Origin of the sequence: Actinomadura meridiana (genome assembly GCF_039537545.1) — a bacterium.
Classification (GTDB): Bacteria; Actinomycetota; Actinomycetes; order Streptosporangiales; family Streptosporangiaceae; genus Spirillospora; species Spirillospora meridiana.
The window spans coordinates 819476-833133 of sequence record NZ_BAABAS010000006.1; the positions used below are offsets into that span (position 1 = coordinate 819476).

Annotated in this window: 10 protein-coding genes and 1 riboswitch; of the genes, 4 read left to right on the top strand and 6 right to left on the bottom strand. The window is 73.3% G+C overall.

Features of this window, described 5'->3' with window-relative positions; translation table 11 throughout:
* The first annotated feature begins 29 nt into the window (after positions 1–29).
* The 3 genes from cbiE to ABD808_RS16740 are packed head-to-tail and all read left to right on the top strand — an operon-like array spanning position 30 to position 2715.
* Positions 30–1247, top strand: a complete 1218-nt coding sequence (gene cbiE / locus ABD808_RS16730; RefSeq protein ID WP_344897289.1) for a precorrin-6y C5,15-methyltransferase (decarboxylating) subunit CbiE — start codon at positions 30–32, stop codon at positions 1245–1247.
* Positions 1244–1999 (top strand): precorrin-4 C(11)-methyltransferase, encoded by a 756-nt coding sequence (gene cobM / locus ABD808_RS16735; RefSeq protein WP_344897292.1) that lies wholly within the window; start codon positions 1244–1246, stop codon positions 1997–1999. The genes cbiE and cobM overlap by 4 nt, the downstream gene beginning before the upstream one ends.
* Complete coding sequence (locus ABD808_RS16740) at positions 1984–2715, top strand: cobalt-precorrin-6A reductase (RefSeq protein WP_344897295.1); 732 nt, start codon at positions 1984–1986, stop codon at positions 2713–2715. Before cobM ends, ABD808_RS16740 begins: the two co-directional genes overlap by 16 nt.
* Here the strand turns inward: ABD808_RS16740 and ABD808_RS16745 are convergent.
* From ABD808_RS16745 to ABD808_RS16755, 3 genes are all read right to left on the bottom strand, one after another.
* Positions 2706–4193 carry a precorrin-2 C(20)-methyltransferase gene (locus ABD808_RS16745; RefSeq protein ID WP_344897956.1) on the bottom strand — a complete coding sequence of 496 codons (1488 nt, stop codon included), beginning with the start codon at positions 4191–4193 and terminating at the stop codon, positions 2706–2708. The genes ABD808_RS16740 and ABD808_RS16745 overlap by 10 nt on opposite strands.
* A 76-nt stretch (positions 4194–4269) precedes the next feature.
* The gene (locus tag ABD808_RS16750) at positions 4270–4890 is read right to left on the bottom strand and encodes a precorrin-8X methylmutase (protein WP_344897298.1); all 621 of its coding nucleotides are present in this window, start codon (positions 4888–4890) and stop codon (positions 4270–4272) included.
* Positions 4887–6008, bottom strand: coding sequence for a precorrin-3B synthase (locus ABD808_RS16755; RefSeq protein WP_425548932.1), 1122 nt, complete (start codon positions 6006–6008; stop codon positions 4887–4889). The genes ABD808_RS16750 and ABD808_RS16755 overlap by 4 nt, the downstream gene beginning before the upstream one ends.
* A riboswitch (cobalamin riboswitch) is annotated at positions 5993–6199 on the top strand. (Overlaps the previous gene by 16 nt.)
* A gap of 31 nt (positions 6200–6230) precedes the next feature.
* Between ABD808_RS16755 and cobN the strand changes: the two genes are divergently transcribed.
* On the top strand, positions 6231–9827 hold the full coding sequence (cobN, locus tag ABD808_RS16760; RefSeq protein WP_344897304.1) for a cobaltochelatase subunit CobN: 3597 nt from the start codon (positions 6231–6233) through the stop codon (positions 9825–9827).
* Here the strand turns inward: cobN and ABD808_RS16765 are convergent.
* From ABD808_RS16765 to ABD808_RS16775, 3 genes are read right to left on the bottom strand one after another with little or no spacing between them, the layout of a single operon-like run.
* On the bottom strand, positions 9782–11101 hold the full coding sequence (locus ABD808_RS16765) for a cobyrinic acid a,c-diamide synthase CobB (protein ID WP_425548939.1): 1320 nt from the start codon (positions 11099–11101) through the stop codon (positions 9782–9784). The two genes, cobN and ABD808_RS16765, sit on opposite strands and share 46 nt — an antisense overlap.
* 8 nt (positions 11102–11109) lie before the next feature.
* Positions 11110–11712: a cob(I)yrinic acid a,c-diamide adenosyltransferase gene (gene cobO, locus ABD808_RS16770; RefSeq protein ID WP_344897309.1), complete on the bottom strand. Its 603-nt coding sequence runs from the start codon at positions 11710–11712 to the stop codon at positions 11110–11112.
* Between the two features lies 1 nt (position 11713).
* Positions 11714–13633 (bottom strand): VWA domain-containing protein, encoded by a 1920-nt coding sequence (locus ABD808_RS16775; protein WP_344897959.1) that lies wholly within the window; start codon positions 13631–13633, stop codon positions 11714–11716.
* Positions 13634–13658: the final 25 nt, after the last annotated feature.

Consider the following 13658-nt stretch of genomic DNA (forward strand, 5'->3'; position numbering starts at 1 on the left):
TTGGCGCCGCATGTTGGGTTAGGAGGCCAGTGGACGCGCGGGTCATCACGGTCGTGGGCATTGGCGCGGACGGGTGGGACGGGCTCCCGGAGACCTCCCGGGCGGCGTTGCGTGAGGCGGACGTGCTGTTCGGCAGCTCCCGCCAACTCACTCTCGTGCCTGACTGCGGCGCCGAGCGGGTCGCGTGGCCGTCCCCGCTGTTGCCGGAGCTTCCCGGGCTGATCCGTCGGCACGAGGGGCGCGCGATTGTCGTCCTGGCCAGCGGTGATCCGATGTTCTACGGGATCGGGTCGACTCTGGCCGGGCTGGTCGGCGCGGAACGGCTTCGGGTGCTGCCGCATCCGTCGTCGGTGTCGTTGGCGTGTGCGCGGCTCGGGTGGCCGCTTGAGCGGGTGGACGTCCACAGTCTTGTCGGTCGACCGGCGGAGACGCTGAACGTGTCCATTGCTCCTGGGCGCCGCCTTCTTGTTCTCGGTGCGGGACGTGACGCCCCGGCGGTCGTCGCGAGGCTGCTCGTCGGGCGGGGGTTCGCGCCCAGTCGGATGACTGTGTTGTGCGACTTGGGGGCGGAGAGCGAGAGCGCGCGGTGCGGTGTCGCGGGGGAGTGGGACGAGCCTGCGGACTCCGCGTTGAACATCGTCGCCGTTGAGTGCCTGCCGGGCGCTGATGCGGCTCCGCTGCCACGGGTGGCCGGGCTGTCTGATGATCTTTTTGAGCATGACGGGCAGATCACCAAGAGCGAGATCCGCGCGATCACGCTGTCGCGCCTGGGGCCGTTGCCTGGTGAGCTGCTCTGGGACGTTGGCGCCGGGGCGGGGAGTGTCGCGATCGAGTGGGCGCGGACGCATCCGTCGTGCGCGGCCATTGCGATCGAGCGGGACGCGGAGCGGGCCGCCCGGATCGGACGTAATGCGCGGGCCCTCGGCGTGCCCGGCGTGCGCGTTGTGGAGGGCTCGGCGCCGGATGCGTTGGACGGCCTGCCCGCCCCTGACGCCGTGTTCGTGGGCGGGGGCCTCACCGTCCCCGGCCTGCTGGAGCGTTGCCTGGACGCGCTGAAGCCCGGCGGACGGCTCGTCGCGAACGCCGTCACCCTCGAATCGGAGGTCCGGGTCGCCGAGGCCCGTCGCGTTCATGGCGGCGACCTGGTCCGCGTCGGCGTCGAGCGCGCCGCGCCACTCGGCGGGTTCACCGGCTGGCGTCCCGCGATGCCCGTCACCCTCTGGACGACCTGGAAGGACCACCCATGACCGTGTACTTCATCGGGGCTGGCCCCGGCGCCGCCGACCTCATCACGGTGCGCGGCCTGCGGACCCTGGAGGCAGCACCGGTCTGCCTGTACGCCGGGTCGCTCGTCCCGCGCGAACTGCTGGACGCCTGCCCGGACGGCGCCCGGCTCGTCGACACCGCGAACCTGACGCTGGACGAGATCGTCGCCGAACTGACCGCCGCGCACCACGGCGGCCTCGACGTCGCGCGCCTGCACTCCGGCGACCCGTCGGTGTACAGCGCCGTGGCCGAGCAGATGCGGCGGCTCGAAGCGGAAGGCGTCCCGTACGAGATCGTCCCTGGCGTGCCCGCGTTCGCGGCTGCGGCGGCGTCGCTCGGGCGGGAGCTGACGGTCCCCGGCGTCGGGCAGACGGTGATCCTGACTCGGACATCCGCGCGCGCGACCCCGATGCCGGACGGCGAGGATCTCGCGACGCTCGGGCGAAGCGGCGCCACGATGGTGCTGCACCTGGCCGTCCAGCGCATAGAGCAGGTCGTGGCGGAGCTGCTCCCGAACTACGGCGCGGACTGCCCGGTCGCCGTCGTCGCCCGCGCCAGCCGTCCCGACGAGGTCATCCTGCGCGGCACGCTCGCCGACATCGCCGACCTGGTGCGGGAGGCCGGGGTGAAGCGCACGGCGGTGATCGTCGTCGGACGGGTGCTGACCGCGTCGGCGTTCCCCGGCAGCCACCTGTACTCCGCCGAGCGGGACCGGGGATGCGCCGCGTCCTGATCCTCGGCGGCACGGCGGAGGCACGGGCCCTCGCGTCCCGGCTCGCCGACGCCCCGAACGTCCAGGTTGTGTCGTCCTTGGCCGGACGAGTCACCGACCCGCGCCTGCCCGTGGGGGAGGTGCGCATCGGCGGCTTCGGCGGCCCAGACGGGCTGGCCGCGTGGCTGCGCGAGCACCGGATCGACCGCCTGGTGGACGCCACGCATCCCTTCGCGGAGCGGATGCGCGCGTCGGCAGCGGCGGCGTCACGGTCGACGGGCGTGCCGCTTCTGGCGTTCCGCCGCCCTGGCTGGACGGAGGAGGATGGGGACGACTGGCGGCGCGTCCCGTCCCTGCCAGATGCCGCCGCCCACCTCCCGGCGGGTGCCCGTGTGTTTCTCACGACCGGGCGGCGGAGCATCCCCTTGTTCGCCGCCCGGACGGACGTGTGGTTCCTCGCCCGGTCCGTCGATCCGCCGGAACCACCCGTCCCACCGAACGTGCGAGTGCTGGTCGCACGCGGCCCCTACACGGTGGACGGCGAGCGCGCGCTGATCAGCGAACACCGGCTCGACGTCCTCGTGACCAAGGACAGCGGCGGCGAGTTGACCCGCGCGAAACTCACGGCCGCCCGCGATGCCGCGATCTCGGTGATCATGGTCGACCGTCCGAGTCCACCGGATGGCGTCCGGACGGTCGGCGACCTCGCGGAGGCGGCACGCTGGGCTCAGGGATAGCGGCGCGGCGTGTAGACCACGCCCCGGTCGGTGATACGGGTCATCGACGATCCGACGATGAGCAGGCACCGCATGTCGACCTGCTCAGGGTCCAACTCGCCGAGCGTGGTCACGGTGACGCACTCCCCAGGGCCGCCGACGTCGCGTCCGACCACGACCGGCGTCTCGGGCGAGCGGTGTTTCAGCAGCAGGTCACGGGCGGCGGGGAGCTGGTGCCTGCGGCGGCTGGACGACGGGTTGTACAGCGCCAGCACCAGGTCGGCCTCGGCTGCGGCGGCGAGGCGGCGCTCCACCACGTCCCACGGCTTGAGCAGGTCGGACAGCGACAGGACGCAGAAGTCGTGTCCGAGCGGTGCGCCCGCCCGGCTCGCCACGGCCTGCGCGGCCGTCAGCCCAGGGACGACCCGCACCGGCACGTCGGCGAACTCGTCCTCCGCCGCCGCTTCGAGGACCGCCGCCGCCATGGCGAACACGCCCGGGTCCCCGGACGAGACGACGGCGACGCGCGCCCCGTCCCGAGCCAGTAGCAGCGCGTGCCGGGCCCGGTCGGCCTCCACCCGGTTGCCGGACGGGTGCCGCCGCTGCCGCGCGTTCGCGGGCACCCGGTCCAAGTACGGGCCATAGCCGACGAGGTCCGTGGCCGACGCCAAAACGTCCTGCGCCTCGGGAGTGAGCCAGGGACGCCCCGCCGGGCCCAGCCCCACCACCGTGACGCCGCCGGGCCCCTCCGGCCGCTCCGGCGGTGGCGCCTGGAACGACTGTTCCGCCGGGCTCGTCAGCAGCGCCAGCGACATATAAGGGACGTCTTCCGCGTCGACCTCTGCAAACGACGCGATCCGTTGCCGGTCGGTCGCGGCCCGTTCGACGTAGCGGGCGTCACCGAGGCGTCCGGCGTCCTCGAACGCCTGCCTGACCTTGGGGAACGTGCGCCCGAGCTTGAGGACCGCCGCCGAGTCCGCGCCCCGCAACCGCTCGGCCAGCACGTCGCCGGGCAGTGTCCCGGGAAGGACGGTGAGCGTCTCGTCCCCCTCCACCAGCGGATGGCCTGCGGCAGCCGACGCGGCGCTCAGCGACGTCACACCCGGCACCACCTCCGTCAGGTAATGCGGCGCGAGCCGTTTGTGCAGGTGCATGTACGAGCCGTAGAAGAAGGGATCGCCCTCGCTCAGAACGACGACGGTGCGCCCGGCATCCAGATGCTCGGCGAGCCGCGCGGCGCAGTCGGCGTAGAACTCCTCAAGGGCACCCCGGTAACCACCCGGGTGATCGGTTGTTTCGGTCGTCACCGGATACAGCAGCGGCTCCTCGATCTGACCGTCACGCAGATAGGGCGCGGCGACGGAACGCGCGATGCTGCGGCCGTGGCGCGCGGAGTGGTACGCGACCACGTCCGCCGCCTCGATCAGCCGCACCGCCTTCACCGTGACCAGCTCCGGATCACCGGGCCCGACACCCACGCCGTACAGCCGTCCGACCATCACTCCGCCCTACCTTTCCGGGAGGCGCGCCCCCGACCCCAGGAGGGGAGACGCCGAGATCCTCGCTCCACCGCCGTCATTGCGCCTCACTGGCCATGGCGTTGACCGCCGCCGCCGTCATCGCGCTGCCGCCGCGCCGTCCGCGCACGGTCAGATGGTCGAGCCCGCTCGCGGCGAGCGCGTCCTTGGACTCGGCCGCGCCGATGAACCCGACCGGAATCCCGATGACCGCCGCCGGACGTCCCGCGCCGTCCTCGACCAGTTCAAGCAGCCGGAACAGCGCGGTCGGAGCGTTGCCGATCGCCACCACGGCGCCGTCCAGCCGGTCGCGCCACAGGTCCAGCGCCGCCGCGCTCCGCGTGGTGCCGAGCCGCGCCGCCAGCTCCGGGATGCCCGGCTCGCCCAGCGTGCACACGATCTCGTTATCTGTCGGCAGCCGTGCCCGAGTGATCCCGGACGCGACCATCCGCGCGTCGCACAGGATCGGCGCCCCACCGAGCAGCGCCGCCCGCGCTCGCTCGACCACCCTCGGAGACCAGGCCAGATCGTCGACCAGATCCGTCATCCCGCAGGCGTGGATCATCCGGACGGCGGCCCGCGCCACATCGTCCGGCAGACCCGACAGATCAGCCTCGGCCCGGATGGTCGCGAAGGACCGCCGGTAGATCTCGGCGCCGTCCCGGACGTACTCCATCATCGCTCCGCTCCGCCCACCATCTTCAGAACGACCGGGCCGCGGGGCGTCCCGCAGCACCGTTCGCATCCCACCCAGTGCACGGGCGTCTCAGGGGCACCGTCCAACCCCCCGACCCACCCACGGGCCTCGCCCTGAACGTCGCCGCGTGACCGCGCACAACCAGGGCTCCCCGTGCACGCCGTGACACCGACCCACGGCGACGCGGCATCAGTCGCGAATCCCGCTGCCGCCAACCTCTCCGCAGTAGCCCGCACTTCGCCCGGAGCCAGGTCGCGCAGCACGACACTCCGCCACGGCGTCACCCGAACCTCCCCGGCGACCTCCGCGAGCACCTCGGCCTGCGCCCCCGACAACCGCCCCAGCGGCGGCACGACCTCAAGCGAAACAAGCCCGTCACGCTGCTCGATCACCCCGGCGAACGGCGACGCGCCCTCCGCACGTACCGGGCCCTCACCCGCCACCGTCCGGCCGAGCCGCGCGGCGACGACCGACGCACCGTTCGGCACCTCCGCCAGCCGCCAGGCGTCCCCTCGCACATCGAGGAACGCCCCAGCCGCAGCGAGCATCGTTCCCACCGGATCCTCCCCGCCCGCCAAATCAACCGGCGTCCCGCCCAACCGAAACCCGGCGGGGCCATAGGCGACATCGGCGTCCAACGCGGCTATATCGCCGGTGCCGTCGTCGAACGCGAACAGGAACCGTCCCGGCAACCCGGCCAACCGCGGGTTGGCGCACAGCCGCCGGTCGAGCGCCGCCACCAGCGGATCTGTCGCAAGCGTTCCGCGCGGCCCACGCCCGCCGAGCGGCGACGCGACGATGTTGCGCACCCGCTCGTGCGATGCCGAGGGCAGCAACCCGGCGTTCGCGAGAAGCACCGCTAGCCGCTCAGTGGCGCGCACGCCGCGCACCTGCATGTTGCCTCGCGAGGTCAGCTCGATCACATCCAGCCCCAGCTCACGTGCGGCGGCGCCAAGCACCGCGAGCTGCGCGGACGTCACTGCCCCACCCGGCGTACGCACCCGTGCCAACGGCCCATCGGCGGCGTCGTGCGTCCGCAACGCCCCGGGACAAGCATCGGGCCCCGACCGCCCCGCCCGGACATTAGTCACAGTTTCCACGCGGTCTCCGCTGTCGTACGCTTCTGCCCAGACGATGGCAATGGGAGGAAGCCGGTGAAAATCCGGCACGGTCCCGCCACTGTGACCGGGGAGCGAACCCCGCTTTAGGCCACTGTCCCTTGTGGACGGGAAGGCCGGGGCGAGCACTGATCCGGAAGCCAGGAGACTCCTGCCGTCGCGATACCCGCGACCGGGGCGAGGACCCCAGGGGGAGGATGCGCCGTGTCCGCTGAGGAGCGCGCGGTTCTGTTGCTTTCGACATCTGACACCGATCTGCTGAGCGCGCGTGCGTCCGGTGCCGAGTATCGGCTCGGCAATCCCGCTCGGGTTGCCGTGGACGACCTGGCGGAGCTGGTCGAAGGTGTTGATCTTGTTGTGGTGCGGCTGCTGGGTGGGCGTCGTGCCTGGGAGGACGGGCTCGACGCGTTGCTCGCGGGGCCCAGGCCCGTTGTTGTGCTGGGCGGTGAGCAGGCGCCTGACGCGGAGCTGATGGAGTTGTCGACCGTCAGTGGTGGTGTGTGCGCCGACGCGCATGCCTACCTCGCGCACGGTGGGCCCGCGAACCTGGTCGAGCTGCACGCCTTCCTGTCGGACACCGTGTTGCTGACCGGCCGTGGGTTCGCGCCGCCCGCGCCCACGCCGACGTGGGGGCGGCTTGAGCGCGATGTCCGTGACGTTGAGGGGCCCGTGGTCGGGGTGTTGTACTACCGCGCGCACCACATGGCCGGGAACACCGCTTTCGTGGAGGCGTTGTGCGCCGCGATCGAGGACGCGGGCGGACGGCCCCTGCCCGTGTTCTGCTCGTCGCTGCGCACGGCCGAGCCCGAGCTGTTCGGCACGCTCGCCGAGGCGGACGCGCTGGTCGTGACCGTGCTCGCGGCGGGCGGGACGCGGCCCGCGACGGCCGGGGCGGGCGGCGACGACGAGGCGTGGGACGTCGGGGCCCTCGCCGAGCTGGACGTCCCCATCCTCCAGGGTCTCTGCCTGACGACGTCCCGCGCCGACTGGGAGGCCAGTGACGACGGGCTCTCGCCGTTGGACGCCGCGTCGCAGGTCGCGATCCCCGAGTTCGACGGCCGGATCATCACCGTCCCGTTCTCGTTCAAGGAGACCGGCGAGGACGGTCTCACCGTCTACGCCGCCGACCCGGAGCGGGCCGCGCGGGTCGCGGGGATCGCCGTCCGGCACGGGCGGCTGCGGCACACGCCGCCGTCGGGCCGTCGTGTCGCGGTGATGCTGTCGGCGTATCCGACGAAGCACTCGCGTGTCGGGAACGCCGTCGGACTGGACACCCCGGCGAGCACCGTCCGGTTGCTGGCGCGACTCGCGGACGCGGGCCACGACCTCGGCGACGGCTTCCCCGGCGTCGAGGAGCAGGACGGCGACGCGCTCATCCACGCGCTGATCGCGGCGGGCGGGCAGGACGAGGACTGGCTCACCGAGGAGCAGCTCGCGGGCAATCCCGTGCGGATCTCCGCCGCGTCGTACGAGCGCTGGTACCGGACGCTCCCCGAGGATCTGCGCGCGGACATGGAGCGCCACTGGGGGCCGCCGCCCGGGGAGTTGTTCGTCCAGGACGGCGACATCGTGCTCGCGGCGCTGCGGTCCGGCAACGTCGTCGTCATGGTGCAGCCGCCGCGCGGCTTCGGGCAGAACCCCATCGCGATCTACCACGACCCGGACCTGCCGCCCAGCCACCACTATCTGGCCGCCTACCGGTGGCTCGGCGAGGAGTTCGGCGCGCACGCGATCGTGCATGTCGGCAAGCACGGCAACCTGGAGTGGCTGCCCGGCAAGTCGGCGGGCATGTCGGCGTCGTGCGGCACCGACGCCGCGCTCGGCGACGTGCCGCTGATCTACCCGTTCCTCGTCAACGACCCCGGCGAGGGGACGCAGGCCAAGCGCCGCGCGCACGCCGTGCTCGTCGACCACATGGTCCCGCCGATGGCGCGGGCGGAGTCCTACGGCGACATCGCCCGCCTCGAACAGCTCCTCGACGAGCACGCGACGATCGCCGCGATGGACCCGGCGAAGCTGCCCGCGATCCGCGCGCAGATCTGGACGCTGATCCAGGCCGCGCGGCTCGACCACGACCTCGGCCTGGACGACCGCCCGCACGACACCGAGTTCGACGACTTCATCCTGCACGTCGACGGGTGGCTGTGCGAGGTGAAGGACGCGCAGATCCGCGACGGCCTGCACGTGCTCGGCGAGGCGCCGCAGGGGTCCACCCGGGTCGACCTGGTGTTGGCCATGCTGCGCGCCCGACAGTTGTGGTCGGGACGGGAGACGCTCCCCGGCCTGCGTGAGGCGCTCGGCCTCGTCGAGGACGGCTCCGCGGCGCTCGGCGATGTGGACGCCGCCGAGTCCGCCGCCCGCGCCCTCGTCCAGGCCATGGAGGACGAAGGCTGGGCCGTGGCCGCCGTTCCCGAGGTCGCTCGGCAGGTTTCCGACGAGCGCCGTGACCTTGTGACCCGGGTCCTGGAGTTCGCGGCGACGGAGGTCGTCCCGCGCCTGGACCGGACCTCCGACGAGATCGACCACGTCCTGCACGCCCTGGACGGCGGGTACATCCCGGCCGGGCCGAGTGGGTCGCCGTTGCGGGGTCTGGTCAACGTGCTGCCGACCGGCCGGAACTTCTACTCGGTCGACCCGCGCGCCGTCCCGAGCCGCCTCGCCTGGGAGACGGGGCAGGCGATGGCCGAGTCGCTGCTGGCCCGGTACCGCGACGACCACGGCGAATGGCCGCGTTCGGTGGGCCTGTCGGTGTGGGGGACTAGCGCGATGCGCACGGCGGGCGACGACGTCGCGGAGGTGCTGGCGCTGCTCGGCGTCCGCCCCAGTTGGGACGAGGCGTCCCGCCGCGTCACCGCGTTGGAGCCCGTTCCGATCGCCGAGCTGGGGCGGCCTCGCGTTGATGTGACCGTCCGCATCAGCGGGTTCTTCCGGGACGCGTTCCCGCACGTCGTCGCCATGCTGGACGACGCCGTCCGGCTCGTCGCGGAACTCGACGAACCGGACGACGACAACTACGTCCGTGCCCACGTCCAGGCCGATGTCCGGGAGCACGGCGACGATCGGCGCGCGACCCTGCGCGTGTTCGGGTCCGCGCCGGGTGCCTACGGGGCGGGGCTGCTGCCGCTCATCGACAGCCGGAACTGGCGCGACGACGCCGACCTCGCCGAGGTGTACGCGGTGTGGGGCGGCCACGCCTACGGCCGCGACCTCGACGGCGTCCCGGCCCGCGCGGACATGGAGAGTGCCTACCGGCGGATCGCGGTGGCGGCCAAGAACGTCGACACCCGCGAGCACGACATCGCCGACTCCGACGACTACTTCCAGTACCACGGCGGCATGATCGCGACCGTCCGGGCGCTGACCGGTCGGGCACCGGAGGCGTATGTCGGCGACAGCACCCGTCCGGACGCCGTCCGCACCCGCACCCTGTCGGAGGAGACCGCGCGGGTGTTCCGTGCCCGCGTCGTCAACCCGCAGTGGCTGGCCGCGATGCGCCGCCACGGCTACAAGGGCGCGTTCGAGCTGGCCGCGACCGTCGACTACCTGTTCGGCTACGACGCGACGACCGGTGTCATGGCCGACTGGATGTACGACCGGCTCACCGCCGCCTACGTCCTGGACGAGGAGAACCGCGCGTTCATGGAGCAGTCGAACCCATGGGCGCTGCACGGCATCGCCGAACGGTTGCTGGAAGCGGCCGAGCGCGGCATGTGGGAGCACCCCGATCCGGAGATCTTCCAGGGCCTTCAAGACGCCTACCTCAAGTCCGAGGGTGACCTGGAGGACGACACCAACCGCTGAGCCGCCTCCGGATGCCCCGCCCAGTGCAGGTGCAGGTAGGACGCGGCGATCCGGGCGTCGCCGTAGCCGTCGCCGCCGTTCTGCCACCGGAACAGCGGCGGCGCGTCGGTGGTGAGGGTCGTCCGGTGGAACTCGTGCCCGTGGAACCGTTCGCCGGGACGGGTCAGCGGCGACTCCGCCACCGCGACGGCGTCCCGGTATCCGAGGGTCAGCCGGGACGTCATCGTGGCGCGTCCCGGCACCCGGCCGCACATCGTCTGACCGTCCAGCTCCTCGCACAGGTAGAGGAGCCCGGCGCACTCGGCGGCGATCGGCCCGCCGAACGCCGCGACCTGCTCGCGCAGCGGCGCGTTCGCGGCCAGCTCGGCGGCGTGCACCTCGGGGAACCCGCCGCCGAGGACGAGCGCGGCCGTCCCGTCCGGGAGCGCCTCGTCCCGCAGCGGGTCGAACACCGCGACGTCGGCGCCCGCCGCGCGCAGCAGCTCCACGTGCTCGGCGTAGCCGAAGGTGAACGCCGCGCCGCCCGCCACCGCGACGACCGGCCCGCTCGCCACCGACACGACCTGCTCGGACGGGTCCCACGGCGTGCCGGGCAGTGGGGGAGCGGTGTGTGCCAGCCGCAGCAGAGCGTCCAGGTCGCAGGATTTCCCGATCAGCTCGCCGAGCCGCTCCACTGCCCGCACGGCCTCCGTCCCCCGCTCCGACGCCGGGATCAGCCCCAGGTGCCGGGACGGCGTGACCACCGCGTCGTCCCGCCGGATCGCGCCGAGCACCGGCACGCCCGTCGCCTCCAGCGCGTCCCGGCACAGCTCCGCGTGCCGGTCGGACCCGACCCGGTTGAGGACGACGCCGCCGAGCCGCACGCCCGGTTGGAACGTCGCGAACCCGTGCACGAGCGCCGCGACCGACCGGCTCTGCGCCGCCACGTCCACGACCAGCACCACGGGCGCGGCGAGCAGCTCCGCGACGTGCGCGGTGGAGGCGAACCCGGTCTCGTCGCGCCCATCGAACATTCCCATGACGCCCTCGACGACCGCGATGTCGCAGCCGTCCGCGCCGTGCCGGAACAGTGGGACGATCCGTTCCTCGCCGACCAGCCACGGGTCGAGGTTGCGACCGGGGCGTCCCGCCGCGAGCGCGTGGTAGCCGGGGTCGATGTAGTCGGGGCCGACCTTGTGCGGCGACACCGTCAGGCCGCGCGACCGCAACGCCGCGATCAGCCCGGTCGCGGCCGTCGTCTTCCCGCTTCCGGACGACGGCGCCGCGATCACCAGCCGGGGTGTCACCACTCGATGCCCTTCTGGCCCTTCTGGCCCGCGTCCATCGGATGCCTGACCTTGCCCATCTCCGTCACCAGGTCGGCGGCGTCGACGAGCCGGTCGGGCGCGTCCCGTCCGGTGACGACGACATGCTGGTCGCCGGGACGGGACGTGAGCGTCTCCACCACGTCGTCCAGGTCGAGCCAGCCCCATTTGAGCGGATACGTGAACTCGTCCAGGACGTAGAAGCGGTGCGTCTCGGCGGCCAGGTCGCGTCTGATCTGCGCCCAGCCCTCGCGCGCGTCCGCCGCGTGGTCGTCCTCGGTGCCCGGCCGCTGGATCCACGACCAGCCCTCGCCCATCTTGTGCCAGGCCACCGGACCGCCCTCGCCGGTGTCGCCGAGCACCCGGAGCGCCCGTTCCTCACCGATGCGCCACTTCGCCGACTTCACGAACTGGAACACCCCGATCGACCAGCCCTGGTTCCACGCCCGCAACGCCATCCCGAACGCGGCCGTTGACTTGCCCTTGCCCGGACCCGTGTGGACGATCAGCAACGGCCGGTTGCGGCGCTGTCGAGTGGTGAGTCCGTCGTCGGGGACGGACGCGGGTTTCCCCTGGGGCATGTCAGGCCGCCTTCCTGCGCTCGTGTTTCCGGTGATCTCGGAAGATCCCGTCGAGATCGCCCAGCGGAATCAGCCGGGCCCCGAGTCGGACGGCGAGCTTCCCCGCCAACCCGAGCCGGACCGGGCCGTCCTCGCAGTCCACGACGATGCCCGCCGTGCCCGCGAGCAGACCGGCCGCCCGGTCCACGTCGCCGCCCGCCGTGGCGCGGCCGTCGGTCACGACCACGAGCAGCGGGCGCCGGGACGGGTCGCGCAGCCGCTCCGCGCGCAGCACCTCGGCGGCCCGCACCAGACCGGCGGACAGCGGTGTGCGGCCCCCCGTCGGCAGGGCCCGCAGCCGCGCCGCGCCCGCCTCCACCGAGGACGTCGGCGGCAGCACCAGATCGGCGTCCCGGCCCCGGAAGGTGATCATGCCGATCTTGTCGCGGCGCTGGTAGGCGTCCAGCAGCAGGCTCAGCACGGCCGTCTTCACCGTGGTCATGCGGCGGCGCGCGGCCATCGAACCGCTGGCGTCCACGACGAACAGCACGAGGTTGCCTTCGCGCCCTTCGCGGACGGCCTCGCGGAGGTCGTCCGGGCGCAGCACGAGCCCCGGGCCAGATCGGCCCCGCGCCCGCTGGTGTGGGGCGGCGGCCAGCAACGTGGCCAGCACATGCGGATGGCGGACGCGCGTCTCCGGCCGCCGCGCCCCGGTGACCCGCCCTCGCGACGTCCGCGACCGCGACCGGCGACCCGCCGCGCCATCGCCGACGCCCGGCACCTCCAACAACGGCACCGCGTGCGGGGCGGCAGCCGCCGCGACGCTGTCACCGCCACCCGGGCCGTCCACCTGCCCGCCGTCCGATTTCGTTTCGCCTCCACCGTCCGGCGACGGCTCATCCCCCTCCGGACGGGTGCCACCGGACGGCGGCGTGTCATCGGGCCCGCCGTCGTCCTCCGGGGAGGTGTTGTCGAGAAGCTCGTCGAGCAGCGACTCGTCCAGCCCGGGCGCGTCGAACGGGTCGCGGCGGCGGCGATGCGGCAGCGACAGCCGGGCCGCCGCGCGGACGTCGTCGGCCGTCACCTCGTCCCGGCCCTCCCAGGCCGCGTGCGCGAGCGCCGCGTTCGCCGTGACGAGGTCGGCGCGCAGCCCGTCCACCTCGAACCCGGCGCACACCGTCGCGATCTGCTCCAACCGCTCGTCGAGGAGCCGCACACCGCCCAGCCGGTCCCGCGCCCGCGCGATGTGGTCCGCGAGGGCCTTCTCGGCGTCGACCCAGCGCGCGGCGAACGCCACCGGATCCGCCTCGAACGCGAGCCGCCGCCGGACGACCTCGGCCCGCTCCCTCGGATCCCGCGACGCCCGCGCCTCGACGGTCAACCCGAACCGGTCGAGGAGCTGCGGACGCAGCTCGCCCTCCTCGGGGTTCATCGTTCCGACGAGCAGGAACCGGGCCGCGTGCCGGACCGACACCGACTCCCGCTCGACATAGCAGGTGCCGAGCGCGGCGGCGTCCAGCAGCAGGTCCACGAGGTGGTCGTGCAGCAGGTTCACCTCGTCCACGTACAGGACGCCCCGGTGCGCGGCCGCCAGCAGCCCCGGTTCGAATGCCCGGACGCCCTCGGTCAGCGCCCGCTCGACGTCCAGCGACCCGGAGAGCCGGTCCTCGGACGCCCCGACCGGCAGCTCCACCAGCGCGGCCGGACGCCGCACCGCCGGAACGTCGTGCGCGCCGTCGTGCGGGCCGTCCGGGCAGGACGGGTCCGGCGCGGCCGGGTCGCAGGCGAACCGGCACGCCGCGACGACGTCCACGGCGGGCAGTTGCGCGGCCAGCGCGCGGACGATCGTCGACTTCGCGGTGCCCTTCTCGCCGCGCACCAGCACCCCGCCGACGCGCGGAGACACGGCGTTCAGCAGCAGCGCCAGCTTCAGGTCGTCCATGCCGACGACGGCGCTGAAGGGAAAG

Coding starts and splice junctions, on each gene's coding strand:
- cobM (WP_344897292.1), top strand. CDS start 1,244: ATGACCGTGTACTTCATCGGGGCTGGCCCCGGCGCCGCCGACCTCATC.
- ABD808_RS16740 (WP_344897295.1), top strand. CDS start 1,984: ATGCGCCGCGTCCTGATCCTCGGCGGCACGGCGGAGGCACGGGCCCTC.
- ABD808_RS16745 (WP_344897956.1), bottom strand. CDS start 4,193: ATGGTCGGACGGCTGTACGGCGTGGGTGTCGGGCCCGGTGATCCGGAG.
- ABD808_RS16750 (WP_344897298.1), bottom strand. CDS start 4,890: ATGATGGAGTACGTCCGGGACGGCGCCGAGATCTACCGGCGGTCCTTC.
- cobO (WP_344897309.1), bottom strand. CDS start 11,712: ATGCCCCAGGGGAAACCCGCGTCCGTCCCCGACGACGGACTCACCACT.
- ABD808_RS16775 (WP_344897959.1), bottom strand. CDS start 13,633: ATGGACGACCTGAAGCTGGCGCTGCTGCTGAACGCCGTGTCTCCGCGC.